General features: G+C 50.6%; 16 protein-coding genes. 4 read left to right on the top strand and 12 right to left on the bottom strand.

What is annotated here, in order from left to right:
- Positions 1-701: TPM domain-containing protein (locus tag ACUU1M_RS11685; protein WP_449144668.1), on the top strand; the 701-nt coding region annotated here is incomplete at its 5' end.
- 59 nt (positions 702-760) lie between these two features.
- Here ACUU1M_RS11685 and eno read toward each other — a convergent pair.
- The 5 genes from eno to rlmD form a co-directional block, all read right to left on the bottom strand.
- A complete protein-coding gene (gene eno / locus ACUU1M_RS11680; protein WP_000036723.1) occupies positions 761-2,059 on the bottom strand; it encodes a phosphopyruvate hydratase in 1,299 nt (432 codons plus the stop codon).
- Between the two features lie 87 nt (positions 2,060-2,146).
- A complete protein-coding gene (pyrG, locus tag ACUU1M_RS11675; RefSeq protein ID WP_000210878.1) occupies positions 2,147-3,784 on the bottom strand; it encodes a glutamine hydrolyzing CTP synthase in 1,638 nt (545 codons plus the stop codon).
- A 227-nt stretch (positions 3,785-4,011) separates the two neighbouring features.
- Entirely contained in the window at positions 4,012-4,803 is a 792-nt protein-coding gene (gene mazG / locus ACUU1M_RS11670; RefSeq protein ID WP_001071652.1) for a nucleoside triphosphate pyrophosphohydrolase, read from the bottom strand.
- Positions 4,804-4,898: 95 nt separating this feature from the next.
- The gene (gene relA, locus ACUU1M_RS11665) at positions 4,899-7,133 is read right to left on the bottom strand and encodes a GTP diphosphokinase (protein ID WP_000226813.1); all 2,235 of its coding nucleotides are present in this window, start codon (positions 7,131-7,133) and stop codon (positions 4,899-4,901) included.
- 47 nt (positions 7,134-7,180) lie between these two features.
- A complete protein-coding gene (rlmD, locus tag ACUU1M_RS11660; RefSeq protein WP_000046798.1) occupies positions 7,181-8,482 on the bottom strand; it encodes a 23S rRNA (uracil(1939)-C(5))-methyltransferase RlmD in 1,302 nt (433 codons plus the stop codon).
- A gap of 56 nt (positions 8,483-8,538) precedes the next feature.
- Between rlmD and barA the strand changes: the two genes are divergently transcribed.
- Positions 8,539-11,295 (top strand): two-component sensor histidine kinase BarA, encoded by a 2,757-nt coding sequence (barA, locus tag ACUU1M_RS11655; protein WP_000186425.1) that lies wholly within the window; start codon positions 8,539-8,541, stop codon positions 11,293-11,295.
- 231 nt (positions 11,296-11,526) lie between these two features.
- Here barA and gudD read toward each other — a convergent pair whose 3' ends face one another.
- From gudD to syd, 7 genes are all read right to left on the bottom strand, one after another.
- Entirely contained in the window at positions 11,527-12,867 is a 1,341-nt protein-coding gene (gene gudD, locus ACUU1M_RS11650; protein WP_000098265.1) for a glucarate dehydratase, read from the bottom strand.
- A 20-nt stretch (positions 12,868-12,887) separates the two neighbouring features.
- A complete protein-coding gene (locus tag ACUU1M_RS11645; protein WP_000235404.1) occupies positions 12,888-14,228 on the bottom strand; it encodes an enolase C-terminal domain-like protein in 1,341 nt (446 codons plus the stop codon).
- Between the two features lies 1 nt (position 14,229).
- Positions 14,230-15,582, bottom strand: coding sequence for a galactarate/glucarate/glycerate transporter GudP (gene gudP / locus ACUU1M_RS11640; protein ID WP_000097094.1), 1,353 nt, complete (start codon positions 15,580-15,582; stop codon positions 14,230-14,232).
- Positions 15,583-16,015: 433 nt separating this feature from the next.
- A complete protein-coding gene (locus ACUU1M_RS11635) occupies positions 16,016-16,465 on the bottom strand; it encodes a flavodoxin (protein ID WP_000807753.1) in 450 nt (149 codons plus the stop codon).
- 17 nt (positions 16,466-16,482) lie between these two features.
- On the bottom strand, positions 16,483-17,265 hold the full coding sequence (gene truC, locus ACUU1M_RS11630; RefSeq protein WP_000889983.1) for a tRNA pseudouridine(65) synthase TruC: 783 nt from the start codon (positions 17,263-17,265) through the stop codon (positions 16,483-16,485).
- A complete protein-coding gene (locus tag ACUU1M_RS11625) occupies positions 17,265-17,594 on the bottom strand; it encodes a YqcC family protein (RefSeq protein WP_000206987.1) in 330 nt (109 codons plus the stop codon). Before ACUU1M_RS11625 ends, truC begins: the two co-directional genes overlap by 1 nt.
- 622 nt (positions 17,595-18,216) lie before the next feature.
- Positions 18,217-18,762, bottom strand: a complete 546-nt coding sequence (syd, locus tag ACUU1M_RS11620) for a SecY-interacting protein (RefSeq protein ID WP_152028952.1) — start codon at positions 18,760-18,762, stop codon at positions 18,217-18,219.
- Between the two features lie 67 nt (positions 18,763-18,829).
- Here syd and queF point away from each other — a divergent pair, with 67 nt between their 5' ends.
- Both queF and ppnN read left to right on the top strand, forming a co-directional pair.
- Positions 18,830-19,678: an NADPH-dependent 7-cyano-7-deazaguanine reductase QueF gene (queF, locus tag ACUU1M_RS11615; protein WP_000100422.1), complete on the top strand. Its 849-nt coding sequence runs from the start codon at positions 18,830-18,832 to the stop codon at positions 19,676-19,678.
- Between the two features lie 111 nt (positions 19,679-19,789).
- A complete protein-coding gene (gene ppnN, locus ACUU1M_RS11610) occupies positions 19,790-21,154 on the top strand; it encodes a nucleotide 5'-monophosphate nucleosidase PpnN (RefSeq protein ID WP_000628005.1) in 1,365 nt (454 codons plus the stop codon).
- Positions 21,155-21,165 lie beyond the last annotated feature (11 nt).

Below are 21,165 nucleotides of genomic sequence, written 5' to 3'. Positions count from 1 at the left end.
AAATTGCTGTATTAATTGTTTCCACAACCAAAGATGAGACAATTGAACAATATGCTACAAGAGTTTTTGACAATTGGCGTTTAGGAGATGCCAAACGTAATGATGGGATACTGATCGTTGTTGCCTGGTCGGATCGCACTGTCCGCATCCAGGTAGGTTATGGGCTGGAAGAAAAGGTAACCGATGCTCTGGCTGGAGATATCATCCGTAGCAACATGATACCCGCATTTAAACAACAAAAATTAGCTAAGGGATTAGAGTTAGCTATAATCGCTTTGAATAACCAACTCACTTCACAACACCAATATCCGGCTAATCCTTCAGAAAGTGAATCAACGTCTTCCACTGATCATTATTACTTTGCTATTTTTTGGGTATTTGCAGTGATGTTCTTCCCTTTCTGGTTTTTTCATCAAGGCAGTAATTTTTGTCGCGCATGTAAAAGTGGAGTCTGTATTTCAGCAATCCATCTTTTAGATTTATTCCTGTTCTCCGATAAAACTTTTTCCATTGCTGTATTTTCCTTCTTTTTTACTTTCACCATATTTATGGTCTTTACCTGTTTATGTGTACTTCAGAAAAGAGCATCTGGTAGAAGTTATCATTCAGACAACAGCGGTTCCGCTGGAGGCTCAAGTGGCGGCGGATTTAGCGGCGGGGGAGGTTCTTCTGGCGGTGGCGGCGCATCCGGCCGCTGGTAACTCCACCATAAAAAATGCCAGCCCGAAGGCTGGCATTATCAAATCAGATAAAGTCAGACTTATGCCTGGCCTTTGATCTCTTTACGACCGTTGTACGGTGCTTTTTCGCCCAGAGCTTCTTCGATACGAATCAGCTGGTTGTATTTAGCAACACGGTCAGAACGGCTCATAGAACCAGTTTTGATCTGGCCTGCAGCAGTACCAACAGCCAGATCAGCGATGGTAGCATCTTCAGTTTCACCAGAACGGTGAGAGATAACTGCAGTGTAGCCAGCATCTTTCGCCATCTTGATTGCAGCCAGAGTTTCGGTCAGAGAACCGATCTGGTTGAATTTGATCAGGATGGAGTTAGCGATACCTTTTTCGATACCTTCTTTCAGGATCTTGGTGTTGGTTACGAACAGGTCGTCACCAACCAGCTGGATTTTGTCGCCCAGAACTTTGGTCTGGTATGCGAAACCGTCCCAGTCAGATTCGTCCAGACCGTCTTCGATAGAAACGATCGGGTACTGTTTGGTCAGTTCTTCCAGGAAGTGAGTGAATTCTTCAGAGGTGAACGCTTTGTTGCCTTCGCCAGCCAGAACGTATTTACCATCTTTGTAGAATTCAGAAGCTGCGCAGTCCATCGCCAGAGTGATGTCTTTGCCCAGTTCATAACCAGCAGCTTTAACAGCTTCAGCGATAACAGCCAGAGCTTCAGCGTTGGAACCCAGGTTCGGCGCATAGCCACCTTCGTCACCAACAGCAGTGTTCATGCCTTTCGCTTTCAGAACTTTTGCCAGGTGATGGAAAACTTCAGAACCCATGCGGATGGCTTCTTTCACAGTTTTCGCGCCAACCGGCTGAATCATGAATTCCTGGATATCAACGTTGTTGTCAGCGTGCTCACCACCGTTGATGATGTTCATCATCGGAACCGGCATGGAGTATTTGCCCGGAGTGCCGTTCAGTTCAGCGATGTGCTCGTACAGCGGCATACCTTTAGCAGCTGCAGCAGCTTTGGCGTTAGCCAGAGATACAGCCAGGATTGCGTTCGCGCCGAATTTGGATTTGTTTTCGGTGCCGTCCAGGTCGATCATGATCTTGTCAATGCCAGCCTGATCTTTAGCATCTTTGCCAATCAGCGCCTGAGCGATCGGGCCGTTTACCGCAGCAACAGCTTTGGTTACGCCTTTACCCAGGAAACGGGATTTGTCGCCATCGCGCAGTTCCAGAGCTTCACGGGAACCAGTAGAAGCACCTGACGGAGCAGCTGCCATACCGACGAAACCACCCTCCAGATGTACTTCGGCTTCAACAGTCGGGTTACCACGGGAGTCGATGATTTCACGACCGATGATTTTTACGATTTTGGACATTAGGTTTTCCTCAAGTCACTAGTTAAACTGAAACTCCAGACAAACAACGCGTACCCAGGGTACGCGTTGCCGTTCTAACTTTTTTACTTACTTCGCCTGACGTTTCTGGAACTCGCTGGCGGCTTTCACAAAGCCTGCAAACAGCGGGTGACCATCACGTGGAGTAGAAGTAAACTCCGGATGGAACTGGCAAGCCACGAACCACGGGTGATTCGGAACTTCGATGATCTCGACCAACTGATCATCCCCGGAACGGCCCGCAACGCGCAGACCTGCATCTTCAATCTGTTTCAACAGCATGTTGTTGACTTCGTAACGGTGACGATGACGCTCAACAATTGTCGGCGCATTGTATAGCTGGCGAACCAGGCTATCGTCAACCAACTGGCACTGCTGTGCGCCGAGACGCATGGTACCGCCGAGATCGCTCTTCTCGCTACGAACTTCAACGTTGCCGTTTTCATCGCGCCACTCGGTAATCAGCGCCACAACCGGGTACTTACAGTCTGGCACAAATTCTGTAGAGTTGGCGTTCTCCATGTTGGCAACATGGCGAGCGTAATCAATTAACGCCACCTGCATACCCAGGCAAATGCCCAGATAAGGAATATTGTTCTCACGCGCAAAACGCGCGGTCGTAATCATGCCTTCTACGCCACGATAGCCGAAACCGCCAGGTACGAGGATTGCGTCCAGACCTTTAAGGATTTCAACGCCGCGCGTTTCAACATCTTGTGAATCGATCAGTTTGATGTTGACGCTGACACGATTCTTCAGCCCACCGTGTTTCAGTGCTTCGATCACTGATTTATAAGCATCCGGCAGTTCAATGTACTTGCCGACCATACCGATGGTGACTTCACTTACCGGATTCGCTTCTTCGAAGATAACCTGTTCCCATTCGGACAGATTTGCTTCCGGGCAGTTTAAGCTGAATCGTTTACAAATATAATCGTCCAGCCCCTGAGATTTCAACAGGCCCGGAATTTTATAGATGGAATCGACGTCTTTCAGAGAAATAACCGCTTTTTCCGGAACATTACAGAACAATGCAATCTTCGCACGTTCGTTCGCCGGTACAGCGCGATCTGAACGACAAATCAGGATGTCAGGCTGGATACCGATGGAGAGCAGCTCTTTTACAGAGTGCTGAGTCGGTTTGGTTTTGACTTCACCAGACGCTGCCATGTACGGCACCAGCGTCAGGTGCATAAACAGAGTGTGCTCACGGCCAATTTCAACAGCCATCTGGCGAATAGCTTCGAGGAACGGCAAGGATTCGATATCACCTACTGTACCGCCGATTTCTACCAGTACTACGTCATGACCTTCGCCACCTTCCAGCACGCGCTCTTTGATTGCGTTAGTGATGTGCGGAATAACCTGCACGGTTGCGCCGAGGTAGTCACCGCGGCGTTCTTTACGCAGAACGTCAGAGTAGATACGACCCGTGGTGAAGTTGTTGCGGCGGCTCATTTTGGTACGAATGAAACGCTCGTAGTGCCCCAGGTCCAAGTCGGTTTCAGCGCCGTCTTCAGTAACGAACACTTCCCCGTGTTGGATTGGGCTCATAGTACCTGGATCGACGTTGATGTAAGGATCCAGTTTCATGATGGTCACATTGAGGCCACGGGCTTCAAGAATGGCTGCGAGGGAGGCTGCGGCAATGCCTTTACCCAGAGAGGATACGACCCCGCCGGTCACAAAAATATAGTTCGTTGTCATGCTGAACCTGAGAAGTTAGGTTGAAAAGACGATGGAATAACCAAGACGGGAAAGCAGTATACCCGAACATGACCTGTGCCACAAACTTTCATTATCCCTCCTCTTCGCCAGCGCACTATTGAAATCAGGAGTGAGAAAATAGCCCCTTTGGGGTAAATGTTTTTGACGCAAATCAAGCGCTTGTCATTTAAAAAATGACACAAATGGCGCTTGACCGCATAATTCCCTTAGAGATCAATTTCCTGCCGTTTTACCTGTTGCCAGACTTCTTCCATTGTTTCGAGGTCAACACCTGTCATTTCCAGTCCACGCGCGGCAACAATACGCTCCACTTCGCGAAAACGACGCTCGAATTTTTCGTTCACTTTTTGCAATGCGATTTCTGCTTTCGTCCCTAAATGGCGAGCCAGATTAACCGTGGCAAACAGCAGGTCCCCCATTTCCTCCTCCAGTTTAGCCTGGTCGACAACAGCCTGCCGCGCCTCGTACATCACCTCGTCGATCTCTTCGTAGACTTTATCAACCACCGGGCCAAGCGTCGTCCAGTCGAAGCCAACGTTGGCGCAACGTTTCTGGATTTTTTGCGCCCGCATTAAAGCCGGTAAACTACGAGGAATATCGTCCAGCGCCGAATGCTGCGCTTTCTGCGCGCGCTCTTCGGTTTTGATTTGCTCCCAACGGGCAAGCACTTCACTACTGTTTTCGGCAGAACTATCAGCAAAAACATGCGGATGGCGACGCTCTAATTTATCGCTAATAGCAGCGCAAATATCATTAAAGTCAAAGCGCCCTTCTTCCTGAGCCATTTGCGCGTAAAACACCACCTGGAATAGCAGATCGCCCAGTTCACCGCGAAGATCGTCAAAATCTTCACGGGCGATGGCGTCCAGCACTTCGTAGGTTTCTTCAAGGGTGTAAGGCGCAATGGTGGCAAATGTCTGCTCTTTATCCCACGGGCAGCCGTTTTCCGGATCGCGCAGGCGCTGCATAATAGTGAGCAAACGGTCGATTTGATTCATTGAATTGTCCTGAAAATTGCGGGTCTGTCAGGTGTAATACCTTCGAGTAAAAGATATCGCTGGATACGGCTGACGCCATATCCAGCTATGTAAGACTAAATCCCGTGCAACCGACGCGCGTCGATAACATCCGGCACCTGGTTGAGTTTACCCAGCACGCGCCCCAGCACTTGCAGGTTGTAAATCTCAATGGTCATGTCGATGGTCGCCAGTTGCTGTTTGGTGTCGCTACGGCTGGCAACGCCAAGCACGTTCACCTTCTCGTTGGCGAGAATGGTCGTGATATCACGTAACAACCCACTACGATCATTAGCCACCACGCGGACCACCAGCGAATATCCGGCGGAGTAGCTCTCACCCCATACCGCGTCAACAATGCGTTCTGGCGCATGGGAGCGCAGTTCCGCCAGTTGTTCGCAATCGGCGCGGTGTACTGAAATACCGCGTCCCTGGGTAATGAAGCCGACAATCTCATCTCCAGGAATCGGCTGGCAGCAGCGCGCGATGTGGTGCATCAGGTTACCAACACCTTCAACCACCACACGACCGTTATCTTTACTGCGGTTTTGCGGTGTGTAGCTTTTTTGCTGAAGCTGTTTCAGCGCGGCGGCGTCCTGCTCTTCGGCACTCGGCTTATTAAATTGCGATTGCAGGAAGTTCACCATCTGATTGAGACGGATATCCCCGCCACCAATCGCCGCCAGCAACTCGTCGACATCATTGAAGTTGTAACGCGGCAGCAGATGTTTTTCTGCTTCTTTCAGGCTGATCCCCAGATGTTCCAGCTCGTCGTCAAGGATTTGCCGCCCAGCCAGAATGTTTTTGTCACGGTCCTGTTTACGGAACCAGGCGTGAATTTTCGAACGCCCACGGCTGGTTGTGACGTAACCGAGGTTTGGGTTTAACCAGTCACGGCTGGGGTTCGGCTGTTTCTGGGTGATAATTTCAATCTGGTCGCCCATTTGCAGCTGGTAGGTGAACGGCACAATGCGCCCGCCAATTTTTGCCCCGATGCAGCGGTGTCCGACATCACTGTGGATGTGGTAAGCGAAGTCCAGCGGCGTTGATCCCGCAGGCAAATCAACGACATCACCTTTCGGCGTAAAGACATACACCCGGTCGTCAAACACCTGACTACGTACTTCGTCGAGCATTTCGCCGGAATCAGCCATCTCTTCCTGCCACGCAATCAGTTTACGCAGCCAGGCAATCCGGTCTTCATGTCCCGAACGTGCGCCGCCAGCTGCCGCGCCCTCTTTATATTTCCAGTGCGCAGCAACACCCAACTCCGCATCTTCATGCATCTGTTTGGTGCGGATTTGGATCTCAACGGTTTTTCCACCCGGCCCCAGAACCACGGTATGAATAGACTGATAACCGTTTGGTTTCGGGTTAGCGACGTAATCGTCAAACTCATCCGGCAGGTGGCGATAGTGAGTGTGCACTATCCCCAGTGCGGCATAACAATCCTGTAAACGCTCGGCGACAATACGTACCGCACGCACATCAAACAGCTCATCGAAGGCGAGGTTCTTTTTCTGCATTTTGCGCCAGATGCTGTAGATGTGTTTCGGACGACCATACACTTCAGCTTTAACGCCTTCAGCTTTCATCTCAGCGCGCAGATGGCCGACAAACTCTTCGATATAGTGTTCGCGGTCGAGACGGCGTTCATGCAGCAGTTTTGCGATGCGTTTGTATTCGGTCGGGTGGAGATAACGGAAGCAGTAATCTTCCAGCTCCCATTTCAGTTGCCCAATCCCAAGACGGTTCGCCAACGGCGCGTAGATATTGGTGCACTCTTTTGCCGCCAGTACACGTTCATCTTCCGGCGCATCTTTTACTTCGCGCAGATGAGCAATACGCTCCGCCAGTTTGATGACTACGCAGCGAAAATCATCGACCATCGCCAATAACATCCGGCGAACGTTATCGACCTGTTCGGAGGAAACAGAATCAGTGTGCGTCGCTTTCAGCTGGCGGATCGCCGCCATATCACGCACGCCGTGAATAAGGTTAACAACCGACTTACCGACGCTCTCACGCAGCACATCTTCGCTGACTACGTTGGCATCAGCCAGAGGGAACAGCAGCGCCGCCCGCAGCGTGTCAATGTCCATACTTAATGTCGAGAGGATCTCCACCATCTCAACACCACGCCACAATAACAGACTGGCATCCGGATGCCCCTGCGTCTGTTGCAGACAATACGCCCAGGTTTCGGCTAAGCACTCACACGACTTCTGGCTGGTAATACCCAGACTTGCGATCCATTTTTCCGGATCAAATTCACCAGCCTTATTGATATGTGCACTTCTTACCGCAACCATCGTCCTCTCCTTTAGGGACCAGACCTGCCGAAATCGGCAAATCGTAACTATTTAACGCGCGAGAAAAGTACCATCGATTCCAGATGTCCCGTGTGTGGGAACATATCCAGCATCGCCAGTCGCGCAATGGTATATCCTGCTTTTAATAACGCTTCGCTATCCCGAGCCAGCGTTGCAGGGTTACAGGATACATAAACTATACGAATAGGTTCCAGTTTTATAATTTGCTGCATAACACCTGCGGCACCTGCTCGCGCCGGGTCCAGCAACACTTTATCGAAGCCGTTTTTCGCCCACGGCTGCTTTGTGACATCTTCTTCAAGATTTTCGTGATAAAACGTCACATTCTGTAAGCCATTAAGACGCGCATTCTGCTGGCCTTTTTCCACCAGCGCCGGAACACCTTCTACACCGACCACACTGGCAGCTTGTGTCGCCAATGGCAGTGTAAAGTTGCCCATACCGCAGAACAGATCCAGTACGCGATCTTCAGGTTGCACATCCAGCCATTCCAACGCACGCGCTACCATTTTTTGGTTCACACCCGCATTGACCTGAATAAAATCGCGCGGGCTAAAAGTTAAGCGCAACCCGTTTGAGTCATACCAGGGCATCTCACCAGAGACGGTTTCGAGTATCTCACTATCGGGGGCGAGATACAGATCCAGGCCTTCAGAATGCGAAAAGCGTTCCAGTTTTTCGCGATCTGCCGAACTTAGCGGTGCGGTATGGCGCAAAATCATCAGCGTGCCGCTGGTTGCCTGTACCAGTTCAACATGACCAAGATGGCGCATAGCTTGTAAGCTGCCCAGACATGCCCTGACTTTGGGCAGCAATGCTTCAAGTTGGGGCGCTAAAATGGGGCATTGTTTGACGTCGACAATGTCACTGGAGCCCGCTTTGCGAAACCCCATCTGAAGTTGCTGTGTTTTCGGTAAGTAGTTCAGACTTAAACGCGCGCGGCGGCGATAGCCCCAGGGAACATCGGCGATCACTTCAGAGACATCGTGTTTCATTAATCGGGCGAGTGCCGCACTTTTGCTTCGCTGCTGTAAATCCACGCTGGCGTGTTGTTGCTGACAGCCGCCGCATACGCCAAAATGAGGACAGCGTGGCGTTTCGCGTTCCGGGCTATCGCTTAACCGGCGTACGACTTTAGCGCGGGCATACTGTTTTTTATCTTCAGTAACAGCAACTTCCGCGTTTTCCTGCGGCAATAATCCGGGGATAAATAACGTTTTGCCGTTATGTCGCGCCACGCCCTGACCAAAAGAGTCGAGGTCGTTGACTGAAACGGTTATGATCTGACGCGTCGTCGTGCGTCGTTTTGCAGAGTAGAATTGCGCCATTGGCGAGACTTTCTCAATTTAACAGTGTGACCTTAATTGTCCCATAACGGAACTCCATGACCAACTACAGCCTGCGCGCACGCATGATGATTCTGATCCTGGCACCGACCGTCCTTATTGGTTTATTGCTGAGTATCTTTTTCGTCGTGCATCGCTATAACGACTTGCAGCGTCAACTGGAAGATGCCGGTGCTAGCATTATTGAGCCGCTTGCAGTTTCTACTGAATATGGCATGAGCCTGCAAAATCGCGAATCTATCGGTCAGTTAATAAGCGTACTGCATCGTCGCCATTCCGATATTGTTCGCGCGATTTCGGTTTATGATGAAAATAACCGACTCTTTGTCACCTCCAATTTTCATCTTGATCCCTCATCAATGCAGCTCGGCAGCAACGTGCCGTTTCCTCGCCAGCTCACTGTCACTCGTGACGGCGATATTATGATCCTCCGCACGCCGATTATTTCTGAGAGTTACTCCCCCGACGAATCGCCCAGTAGCGATGCCAAAAATAGTCAAAATATGTTGGGATATATTGCGCTTGAGCTGGATCTTAAATCGGTTCGCTTGCAGCAATATAAAGAGATCTTTATTTCCTGCGTGATGATGCTGTTTTGTATCGGTATTGCGCTTATTTTTGGCTGGCGCTTAATGCGCGATGTAACCGGTCCGATTCGCAACATGGTGAATACCGTCGACCGCATCCGTCGCGGGCAACTCGACAGCCGGGTGGAAGGATTTATGCTCGGCGAGCTGGATATGCTGAAAAACGGTATCAACTCGATGGCAATGTCGCTGGTTGCTTATCACGAAGAGATGCAGCACAATATCGACCAGGCGACGTCCGATCTGCGTGAAACGCTGGAGCAGATGGAAATTCAGAACGTTGAGTTGGATCTGGCGAAAAAGCGCGCCCAGGAAGCGGCGCGTATTAAATCCGAGTTTCTGGCAAATATGTCACACGAGCTGCGTACACCACTGAATGGTGTTATTGGCTTTACCCGCCTGACGCTGAAAACAGAATTAACACCAACGCAGCGCGATCACCTGAATACGATTGAACGTTCGGCAAATAATTTGCTGGCAATTATTAATGATGTTCTCGACTTCTCGAAACTGGAAGCAGGTAAGCTGATTCTGGAAAGTATTCCATTCCCACTACGCAGCACGCTGGATGAAGTCGTTACTCTGCTGGCACATTCTTCTCACGATAAAGGGTTGGAACTGACGCTCAATATTAAAAGCGACGTGCCTGATAACGTGATCGGCGACCCACTGCGATTACAGCAAATCATCACTAACCTGGTGGGGAATGCAATTAAATTCACCGAGAATGGCAACATTGATATTCTGGTAGAAAAACGTGCGCTGAGTAATACCAAAGTGCAGATTGAAGTGCAGATTCGGGATACCGGCATTGGTATTCCTGAACGCGATCAATCGCGCTTATTCCAGGCCTTCCGACAGGCTGATGCCAGTATTTCCCGCCGTCATGGTGGCACCGGGCTGGGGCTGGTGATTACACAAAAACTGGTTAATGAAATGGGCGGCGATATTTCGTTCCATAGCCAGCCGAATCGCGGTTCAACTTTCTGGTTCCACATTAATCTCGATCTGAACCCGAACATTATTATCGAAGGGCCATCCATCCAGTGCCTCGCAGGTAAGCGCCTGGCCTATGTCGAACCAAACTCCGCAGCAGCGCAATGCACGCTGGATATTTTAAGTGAAACGCCGCTGGAAGTGGTTTATAGCCCAACGTTCTCCGCGCTGCCTCCCGCACATTACGACATGATGTTGTTAGGCATCGCGGTGACCTTCCGCGAGCCGCTAACAATGCAACATGAGCGATTAGCGAAAGCGGTATCGATGACCGATTTCCTGATGCTGGCACTTCCTTGCCATGCACAAGTCAATGCTGAAAAACTCAAGCAAGATGGTATCGGCGCGTGTCTGCTGAAACCATTAACACCTACGCGCCTGTTGCCTGCCCTGACGGAATTTTGTCATCACAAACAAAACACGCTTTTGCCTGTAACCGATGAAAGTAAGCTGGCAATGACAGTCATGGCGGTTGATGACAACCCCGCTAACCTGAAACTTATCGGCGCATTGCTGGAAGATATGGTGCAACATGTGGAACTTTGCGATAGCGGGCATCAGGCAGTTGAACGGGCGAAACAGATGCCGTTCGATTTGATCTTAATGGATATTCAAATGCCGGACATGGATGGCATTCGGGCCTGCGAACTCATCCACCAACTCCCGCATCAGCGACAAACGCCGGTTATCGCGGTAACGGCGCATGCAATGGCCGGGCAAAAAGAGAAGCTGCTTGGCGCAGGGATGAGCGATTATCTGGCGAAACCGATTGAAGAAGAGCGATTGCATAATTTGTTGTTGCGCTACAAGCCTGGCAGCGGTATTTCGTCTCGCGTCGTGACGCCCGAAGTCAACGAAATTGTGGTGAACCCGAATGCGACCCTCGACTGGCAACTGGCACTACGCCAGGCAGCAGGAAAAACCGATTTAGCGCGCGATATGCTGCAAATGTTACTCGATTTCCTGCCTGAAGTTCGCAACAAAGTTGAGGAACAGCTGGTTGGAGAAAACCCGGAAGGCCTGGTTGATTTGATTCATAAACTGCATGGCAGTTGCGGCTATAGCGGCGTACCACGTATGAAGAATCTCTGCCAGCTGATCGAACAACAGCTACGTAGCGGTACTAAAGAAGAAGATTTGGAGCCGGAGCTGCTGGAACTGTTGGACGAGATGGATAATGTCGCGCGCGAAGCCAGCAAAATTCTCGGGTAACGGACGTCTTGTCGAGTAGCAATCGGCTTTTTATGACGCTGGTTTCAGATTGGTGACAAAGTGCCTGTGTTTATGCCGGATGCGGCGTTAACGCCTTATCCGGCCTACAAAACCAATTAAATTCAATGAATTAAAAAATGATGTAGACCTGATACATAGCACAACAGGCTATTTTGCGTTTAGCATCAGTCTCAAACCGGCTCCAGATAGAGCCGGTTTTGGTTTTCTGTCTTAACGCACCATGCACGGGCGCTTGTTATCGAACGTCCAGCCAGGAATCAGATACTGCATTCCCATCGCATCGTCACGCGCGCCAAGCCCGTGTTTCTGATACAGCTCATGGGCTTTCATCACTTGATCCATATCGATTTCTACACCCAGCCCCGGTTTTTCTGGCACCTGTACCAGCCCGCCTTTGATCTCAAACGGTTCTTTGGTCAGGCGCTGATTACCTTCCTGCCAGATCCAGTGCGTATCAATAGCAGTAATTTTACCCGGTGCAGCGGCGGCAACATGGGTAAACATCGCCAGGGAAATATCGAAGTGGTTGTTTGAGTGTGAACCCCAGGTCAGGCCAAATTCATGGCACATTTGCGCCACACGTACCGAACCTTGCATAGTCCAGAAATGCGGATCCGCCAGCGGGATATCAACGGATTGTAACGAGAGCGTATGGCCCATCTGCCGCCAGTCGGTGGCGATCATATTGGTTGCAGTCGGCAGGCCAGTCGCGCGACGGAACTCTGCCATCACTTCACGCCCGGAGAAACCTTGCTCCGCACCACACGGATCTTCTGCATAAGCCAGCGAACCTTTCAGGTATTTACCAATTTTAATTGCTTCGTTCAGCGACCAGGCACCGTTAGGATCGAGCGTAATACGCGCCTGCGGGAAGCGTTGCGCCAGTGCCACAATAGACTCGGCTTCTTCTTCCCCGGCCAGTACACCGCCTTTCAGTTTGAAATCGTTGAAGCCATATTTTTCATACGCCGCTTCCGCCAGGCGCACCACCGCATCCGGCGTCATCGCTTCTTCATGACGCAGGCGATACCAGTCGCATGAGTCATCCGGCTGACTTTGATACGGCAGAGGTGTGGCTTTGCGATTACCGACGAAGAACAGATAACCGAGCATTTCGACTTCGCTACGCTGTTGACCATCGCACAGCAGCGATGCCACGTTTACCCCCAGATGCTGCCCCAGCAGATCCAGCATTGCCGCTTCTATCCCGGTAACTACATGAATAGTGGTACGCAAATCAAATGTCTGCAAACCGCGCCCACTAGCATCACGATCGGCAAAAGTATTACGCACCAGCGTCAGAACGTTTTTGTATTCACCCAGCGTTTTACCTACCACCAGCGGAATCGCATCTTCCAGCGTTTTACGGATTTTCTCGCCGCCGGGAATTTCCCCTACGCCAGTGTGACCGGAATTATCTTTGATAATCACAATATTACGCGTGAAGAACGGTGCGTGTGCACCACTCAGATTCATCAGCATACTGTCATGACCCGCCACCGGGATGACCTGCATTTCAGTAACAACAGGCGTCGTAAATTGAGAACTCATATTTATGTCCTTTTTCAGAATCAATGACGGCCGAAAACGGGACGTTTACGGTCAAAGGTCCAGCCGGGGATCAGGTACTGCATCGGACCTGCGTCGTTACGCGCACCGCAAGGCAGACGTTTATAGGCCTCATGTGCCTTTTGTACCTGTTCCCAGTCCAGTTCCACGCCCAGACCGGGCGCATCAGGAACGGCAATTTTTCCGTTTTTAATCTCCAGCGGATTTTTGGTCAGGCGACAATCGCCCTCCTGCCAAATCCAGTGGGTATCGATAGCGGTAGGATTACCCGGTGCCGCCGCGCCCACATGGGTAAACATCGCCAGAGAGATATCGAAATGGTTGTTGGAATGGCAGCCCCAGGTCAGCCCCCAGTCGTCGCAAAGCTGCGCCACGCGGACTGCACCGGAAAGCGTCCAGAAGTGCGGATCGGCAAGTGGAATATCTACCGCATTGAGCATCACCGCATGACCCATTTCGCGCCAGTTGGTGGCGATCATGTTAGTCGCGACGGGCAAGCCGGTCGCCCGTCGAAACTCCGCCATCACTTCACGTCCGGAGAAGCCCTGTTCTGCGCCGCATGGATCTTCGGCATAGGTAAGAACATCATTCAGCCCTTTGCATAAAGAAATGGCTTCATCAAGCAGCCATGCACCGTTGGGATCAACGGTAATCCGCGCATCCGGGAAGCTTTTCTTCAATGCACGAACAGTGTCGATTTCTTGCTCGCCAGGTAACACCCCGCCCTTAAGTTTGAAATCTTTAAAGCCATAGCGATCCTGTGAGGCTTCCGCCAGACGCACAACGGCTTCGCTGTTCATCGCTTTCTGATGGCGCAACTGATACCACTCATGGTTGCCCGGCGTATTTTCCAGATAAGGAAGATCGGTTTTGGTCCGATCACCGATATAAAACAGATAACCGAGGACGGTAATAGTCTCGCGTTGCTTGCCTGGCCCCAACAGTTCGCAGACCGGAACATTCAGCGCCTTACCTAGCAGGTCAAGCAAGGCGGCTTCCAGCGCCGCCACGGCATTAACGCGCAATTCAAAAGTCCAGGCACCTTTGCCGAAGGTATCAAAATCGGCTGCCTGATTACCTTTATGTACCTGCTGAACCACTTTATTCAGGCGCGCAACTTCCTGGCCCAGAACCATCGGAATAGCATCGACCAGTGTTTGATAAATCACTTCTCCGCCCGGCGCTTCACCAATGCCGGTATGCCCGGCGTTATCGGTGAGTACCACGATATTGCGGGTGAAGTATGCGTTATGCGCACCACCAATATTGAGCAACATGCTGTCATGTCCGGCGACCGGAATGACTTTCATATCAGTAATAACAGGACTGGATTGTGTCGCCATCTTATTGCCCCGCGACAGGTTTCAGCCCGATACGCTTGATATCGCCCACCAGCACCAGGTAGCTCAGTACCGCGATTAGGGCATGAACACCAACATAAATCAGCGCCCCATTAAACGAGCCAGTCGTGCCAACGATATAACCAATTGCGATTGGCGTGACGATGCCAGAAATGTTACCGAACATGTTGAACAGGCCACCGGAAAGACCGCTGATCTCTTTTGGCGCGGTATCTGCCATTACTGCCCAACCCAGCGCCCCGATGCCCTTACCGAAGAAGGCCAGCGCCATAAAGCCGATGATCATCCACTCAACGTTGACGTAGTTGCAGAACACCATCACCATCGACAGCAACATGCCCATTACGATCGGTGTTTTACGCGCAATGTTCAGCGATCCCGTGCGGCGCATCAGCCAGTCGGAAATAATTCCACCCAGCACACCGCCGATAAAACCGCAAACCGCCGGAACGGAAGCCACAAAGCCCGCTTTCAGAATCGACATCCCACGCGCCTGCACCAGATAAACCGGAAACCAGGTAATGAAAAAGTAAGTCAGGGCGTTGATACAGTACTGACCGATATAAACGCCGATCATCATCCGTGACCCGAGCAGCTGTTTGATCTGCCCCCACTTCACGCTGAACGGCACTTTAACTTTGGTGCTTTGCTGATCCATATTGATCAGCGCGCCACCCGCGGCGATATACTCCAGCTCTTTCTGATTTACCCCCGGATGTTGATTTGGCTCGTGGATGACTTTCAACCAGATAAAGCTGATGACAATGCCCAGACCGCCCATAAAGAAGAAGACGTGTGACCAGCCCACTTCATGCGTCAGCCAGCCCATAATCGGCGCGAAGATCACCGTTGCGAAGTATTGAGCGGAGTTAAAAATCGACACCGCCGTTCCCCTTTCCTGCGCCGGAAACCAGGCCGCAACAATGCGACTGTTGCCGGGGAAAGATGGCGCTTCAGCAAGCCCGACCAGGAAGCGCAGAGTAAACAGGGCAACGATAATGCCGAATCCACTAAAGATATCGACGAAGCCTTGCAGCAAGGTAAACATCGACCAGATAAAGATCGACCAGAAGTAGACGCGTTTTGAACCAAAACGATCCAGCAACCAACCACCAGGGATCTGCCCGATAACATAAGCCCATGAGAAGGCAGAGAACACATAGCCCATTCCCACGGGATCAAGGCCGATATCTTTGGCCATTTCCGAACCGGCAATAGAAAGCGTAGCGCGGTCGCCGTAGTTGAAGGATGTGACGATAAACAACATCACCACTATCCAGTAACGAGCATTCGTGCGTTTTTCCACACTGCTCGCAGCCTGACTTAAAGAACTCATTGTTGCACTCCTGAAAATTCGCGTTAGCCACGCTCACTCTGGACTGCGACATCGCCAGGAAATCAGAGGTGACGTAGGGTGTTTTTTGCCGTTTTTATAGGTCGTTCGCCGAATACGGCGCGTGTTTATATCTGGCAATAGCAGTATAAAAAGCGCGCCATAGCGGCTCACCGTGCAACAACACAACATTAATGCGTTCAATGAGGCCCGATTTTGGCATTAGCCCTGGACGGTGGAATCCACTTCACGGAAATGAAAACAAGAACAAGAAAGGAAGGGTAAAAACGAAGAAATAAAGAAGAGTATGAAATGGATCGCTTGACTCTAGGCAAACGCCAGTAAAAATCCGCGCTATGAAGCAGTTTTTACTGGCATTTGCCTGAAAAGATTCGATTCAGCACCGCTAAAACGACATTTACCGCTCGCTGACATATCAGGACAACAGCGTGCCCCACTGTTCGACCCACGGATTTGATTCCGTTTCCGGTTCCGGGTTCTCACTGGCGTCAATCAACAGCATTTCGCCAACCCGCTGAGCGCTCTGTTCCTGTAACAAGGCATCGAACTGTTTGCCGCCATTGCAAAAATTTACATAACTGCTGTCGCCGAGCGCAATCACGCCATAACGCAGATTCGGCTGGAAGCCCAGACTATCTTTGATTCCCTGAAAGAGCGGCACAATGCTATCAGGAAGGTCGCCCTGCCCGGTCGTGGACGTAACCACCAGAACATACTTATCCTGATAGGGCAGCCAGTCGCTTAATTCAGGATCTTCAAATACCGTTGCTTTGTGGCCCTGTGCGGTCAGTATTGCTTCTGCTTCTTCCGCCACTAACAGCGAATTTCCGTACATGGTGCCGACAAAAATACCAATTTCCGCCATACCGTTTTCTCCCTGGATTAGGAACTTATCTCTCCATCCTGACCCGATGGCGCACTGAACTCAACCCTTTCATTTTCAGGAAGCAGACCGCGCCAGCCAAATTGTGATAACGCCTGCATCCAGGTGTCGTCCAGGCCCGCGTGAATAGTCAGCGGCTCGCCAGTAAAAGGATGCGTCAATGACAACTGACTGGCATGTAGCATTAACCGCTGGAGGCCAAAATGCTCAGCACCGCTGCGATTCTGGCGTAAATCGCCATGTTTGCTATCGCCAATAATCGGATGACGCAAATGGGCAAGATGTCGGCGAAGCTGATGTTTGCGTCCGGTTTTCGGCTCCAGTTCCACCAGGCCGTAGCGCGTGGTCGGGTAACGTCCGGTCGCTACCGGCATTTCTACGGTCGCCAGACCGCGATAATGCGTCACTGCTGGCTGCGGGCCTTTATCTTCGCGGGCAAATTTATCAGCGATTTTGTCCAGTTCTTCCACCAGTGGATAATCCAACACCGCTTCTTCCATCAACCAGCCGCGCACAATCGCATGGTAACGTTTCTGGATTTGGTGCTGTTCAAACTGTTGTGCCAGCAGCCGTCCGGCCTCGCTGGATAATCCCATCAACAACACACCAGAAGTGGGTCGGTCCAGACGATGAGCAGTAAAAACATGCTGTCCTATCTGGTCACGCACGGTTTGCATGAGCACTACTTTCTCGTCGCGATCCAGCCAGCTACGGTGAACCAGCCAGCCGGAGGGTTTATTTACCGCAACCAGCCATTCATCCTGATAGAGTATTTCCAGCATTAGCTCGCATCATCCGCAAAAAGAGCATCCAGTTTTTCCAACTCAGCCAGAATAAGCGCGCGTTGCGGATGGTCCGTCGCCAGCGCCATTTCATAATAGGGTGCAACAGCAAAAGCGCCCGGTAACGGCTGGTTGTTATTTAACAAATCGTGCATTCGCGGGATCAGCCCCCACTGCAACCACTCCAGTGGTTCCATGGTGTCCATAAAGAACGGTTGGGTACTATTAAATTGATGCGGCTGGGGTTCATCGTTTCGCCAGTGCTGATGTTCACGCAGTAACGCTTCAAGCGCCTGCAACTGGAGACGAACGCGGTCATGAGTGGTCATAAAGCAACCTCAATAAGAAAAACTGCCGCGAAGGATAGCAGGAATAAAAAAAGGGAGCACTGTATTCACAGTGCTCCCGGTTCGTTTCGCAGCATTCCAGCTACTTTTGTTGCTCCTTGCTCATCCTTGACAACTTTTCCTCTGGCCTTGCGGCCAATCGTTCATCCTGAACTATTGCTTCCTGCTCACACCACCCCGATGTGATACTTCATCCTGAAGTGTCCCTGGCCTTCCTGACCCACCGAATCATCCTGACCGGTTCTCATTCTCCATCCTGGAGGTGTCCTTTAACGCGTCCTGCGTCATCCTCTTCGCTTCATCCAGAAGCCTTTCCCTGAAACACACATCCTGGTGTGTCCTGCAGAAGTGTCATCATCCTGATGTTCACTTCGTTGTCTGACTCCCTGTCGACGAAGATAGAATCGTCTTTTTCGCGAAGTCTTACAAGGCGCTTACAGACAATGCCTTAAGGAAAATTTCATATGAAAGTTAAGAATTAACAATCAACATTTTGATTTTAAATGAAAATAACGATTCTTATCTTTTTAAGTATTCGCTTATTTCCTGGCGATCTCCTACAGAGTCTGTAAGAGATCTCTCACAACCAGATGGGGTATTTGGATTACAGAAGAGGCTTAAGTTGATTAAGGAATTCCGCAAGATTTGAGGCTAAATGCGTCCGTTTACGTGTTCCCAGCGTCTCTTTGCACACTTCACCGGAGAGATTACACACCGAGATGACCTCTAACTCTTCTTCCAGCGTCGCGATAAATAGCGTGGGCGGCAGTTTTAGCCTTTTCTGAGTCACCAGATGACCAATCAGATTTTCCTGCACCCGACGGAAGTCGTCTTCACTCCAGGTTTGCAGCAATGTCAGTTTGATATCGCCAAACTGCGCGTGCATATCCCCGGCAAGCTGAGTCGTATAAAAGGTATGAATTGTGGGTTGTATCACAATATCAAAAGCGTGTTCAACCGCGTTTACATTTTGTTCCCCGGTAAACGGCTGGGGTTGCCAGTATACGGCATCTTCGGTAGTTGAAATAATGCACGGTGAAGGAACACCGTACAGTTCCTCACTTAACGGCCAGCTTTTATGCTCTTCATGCCACGCATCGCAGTAGCGTGCAGTAAAATCTTTCAGGGCTTGTGCGGTCAAATCGTCCACTAATTTCTCTCTTCACTTAAACCAGATACACTTGTCGTTTAGTTTATCTGGTTTATGACGGTGAAACATGTCTTCTTATGCAAACCATCAGGCACTTGCGGGCCTGACTCTTGGAAAATCAACCGATTACCGGGATACCTATGACGCCAGCCTACTGCAAGGCGTTCCACGCAGCCTGAATCGCGACCCGCTGGGTCTGAAAGCGGATAACCTGCCTTTTCACGGTACGGATATCTGGACGCTGTATGAACTTTCCTGGCTGAATGCGAAAGGTTTGCCGCAGGTCGCTGTCGGTCATGTTGAACTTGATTACACCAGCGTAAATCTGATTGAGTCGAAGAGTTTTAAGCTCTATCTCAACAGTTTTAACCAGACGCGTTTTAATAACTGGGATGAGGTGCGCCAGACGCTGGAGCGCGACTTAAGCACTTGCGCTCAGGGTAAGATTAGCGTGGCGTTATATCGTCTTGATGAACTGGAAGGCCAGCCGATAGGTCATTTCAATGGCACTTGCATTGATGACCAGGATATCACTATCGATAACTATGAATTCACTACTGACTATCTGGAGAATGCCACCAGCGGTGAAAAAGTAGTGGAAGAGACGCTCGTCAGCCACCTGCTGAAATCAAACTGCCTGATCACCCATCAACCAGATTGGGGTTCGATCCAAATTCAGTATCGTGGACGCCAAATTGACAGAGAAAAACTGCTGCGTTACTTGGTCTCATTCCGTCATCACAACGAGTTCCACGAACAGTGCGTGGAACGCATCTTTAATGACCTGTTACGCTTCTGCCAGCCAGAGAAATTGAGCGTTTACGCACGTTATACCCGTCGTGGCGGTCTGGACATTAACCCGTGGCGCAGTAATAGCGATTTTGTCCCATCGACCACAAGACTGGTTCGGCAATAAATTTTTTCTCAATTTTGCGTGCTGGATTCACGCAGAAGGTTGTGAAAGGTCATCAGGCAGGGCTATTGTAATCAAAGGGAATGACGATATTCGTCCCATAAGGAGTTTTTCTTGATTACACATATTAGCCCGCTTGGCTCCATGGATATGTTGTCGCAGCTGGAAGTGGATATGCTTAAACGCACCGCCAGCAGCGACCTCTATCAACTGTTTCGCAACTGTTCACTTGCCGTACTGAACTCCGGTAGTTTGACCGATAACAGCAAAGAATTGCTGTCTCGTTTTGAAAATTTCGATATTAACGTCCTGCGCCGTGAACGGGGCGTAAAGCTGGAACTGATTAATCCCCCGGAAGAGGCTTTTGTCGATGGGCGAATTATTCGCGCTTTGCAGGCCAACTTGTTCGCGGTTCTGCGAGACATTCTCTTCGTTTACGGGCAAATCCATAATACCGTTCGTTTTCCCAACCTGAATCTCGACAACTCCGTCCACATCACTAACCTGGTCTTTTCCATCTTGCGTAACGCTCGCGCGCTGCATGTGGGTGAAGCGCCAAATATGGTGGTCTGCTGGGGCGGTCACTCAATTAACGAAAACGAGTATTTGTATGCCCGTCGCGTCGGGAACCAGCTGGGCCTGCGTGAGCTGAATATCTGCACCGGCTGTGGTCCAGGAGCGATGGAAGCGCCGATGAAAGGTGCTGCGGTCGGACACGCGCAGCAGCGTTACAAAGACAGTCGTTTTATTGGTATGACAGAGCCGTCGATTATCGCCGCTGAACCGCCTAACCCGCTGGTCAACGAATTGATCATCATGCCGGATATCGAAAAACGTCTGGAAGCGTTTGTCCGTATCGCTCACGGCATCATTATCTTCCCTGGCGGTGTGGGTACGGCAGAAGAGTTGCTGTATTTGCTGGGAATTTTAATGAACCCGGCCAACAAAGATCAGGTTTTACCATTGAGCCTCACCGGCCCGAAAGAGAGCGCCGACTACTTCCGCGTACTGGACGAGTTTGTCGTACATACGCTGGGCGAAAACGCGCGCCGCCATTACCGCATCATCATTGATGACGCCGCTGAAGTCGCTCGTCAGATGAAAAAATCGATGCCGCTGGTGAAAGAAAATCGCCGTGATACAGGCGATGCCTACAGCTTTAACTGGTCAATGCGCATTGCGCCAGATTTGCAAATGCCGTTTGAGCCGTCTCACGAGAATATGGCTAATCTGAAGCTTTACCCGGATCAACCTGTTGAAGTGCTGGCTGCCGACCTGCGCCGTGCGTTCTCCGGTATTGTGGCGGGTAACGTAAAAGAAGTCGGTATTCGCGCCATTGAAGAGTTTGGTCCTTACAAAATCAACGGCGATAAAGAGATTATGCGTCGTATGGACGACCTGCTACAGGGTTTTGTTGCCCAGCATCGTATGAAGTTGCCAGGCTCAGCCTACATCCCTTGCTACGAAATCTGCACGTAATCTCCCCTCCC

The organism is Shigella sp. SIG6, from assembly GCF_053555815.1.
This window is presented reverse-complemented; position numbering and strand designations above follow the sequence as displayed.

Excerpts from the sequence above, each read along its gene's own strand:
- eno (WP_000036723.1), bottom strand. The coding sequence starts at position 2,059 with ATGTCCAAAATCGTAAAAATCATCGGTCGTGAAATCATCGACTCCCGT.
- pyrG (WP_000210878.1), bottom strand. The coding sequence starts at position 3,784 with ATGACAACGAACTATATTTTTGTGACCGGCGGGGTCGTATCCTCTCTG.
- mazG (WP_001071652.1), bottom strand. The coding sequence starts at position 4,803 with ATGAATCAAATCGACCGTTTGCTCACTATTATGCAGCGCCTGCGCGAT.
- relA (WP_000226813.1), bottom strand. The coding sequence starts at position 7,133 with ATGGTTGCGGTAAGAAGTGCACATATCAATAAGGCTGGTGAATTTGAT.
- rlmD (WP_000046798.1), bottom strand. The coding sequence starts at position 8,482 with ATGGCGCAATTCTACTCTGCAAAACGACGCACGACGACGCGTCAGATC.
- barA (WP_000186425.1), top strand. The coding sequence starts at position 8,539 with ATGACCAACTACAGCCTGCGCGCACGCATGATGATTCTGATCCTGGCA.
- gudD (WP_000098265.1), bottom strand. The coding sequence starts at position 12,867 with ATGAGTTCTCAATTTACGACGCCTGTTGTTACTGAAATGCAGGTCATC.
- ACUU1M_RS11645 (WP_000235404.1), bottom strand. The coding sequence starts at position 14,228 with ATGGCGACACAATCCAGTCCTGTTATTACTGATATGAAAGTCATTCCG.
- gudP (WP_000097094.1), bottom strand. The coding sequence starts at position 15,582 with ATGAGTTCTTTAAGTCAGGCTGCGAGCAGTGTGGAAAAACGCACGAAT.
- ACUU1M_RS11635 (WP_000807753.1), bottom strand. The coding sequence starts at position 16,465 with ATGGCGGAAATTGGTATTTTTGTCGGCACCATGTACGGAAATTCGCTG.
- truC (WP_000889983.1), bottom strand. The coding sequence starts at position 17,265 with ATGCTGGAAATACTCTATCAGGATGAATGGCTGGTTGCGGTAAATAAA.
- ACUU1M_RS11625 (WP_000206987.1), bottom strand. The coding sequence starts at position 17,594 with ATGACCACTCATGACCGCGTTCGTCTCCAGTTGCAGGCGCTTGAAGCG.
- queF (WP_000100422.1), top strand. The coding sequence starts at position 18,830 with ATGTCTTCTTATGCAAACCATCAGGCACTTGCGGGCCTGACTCTTGGA.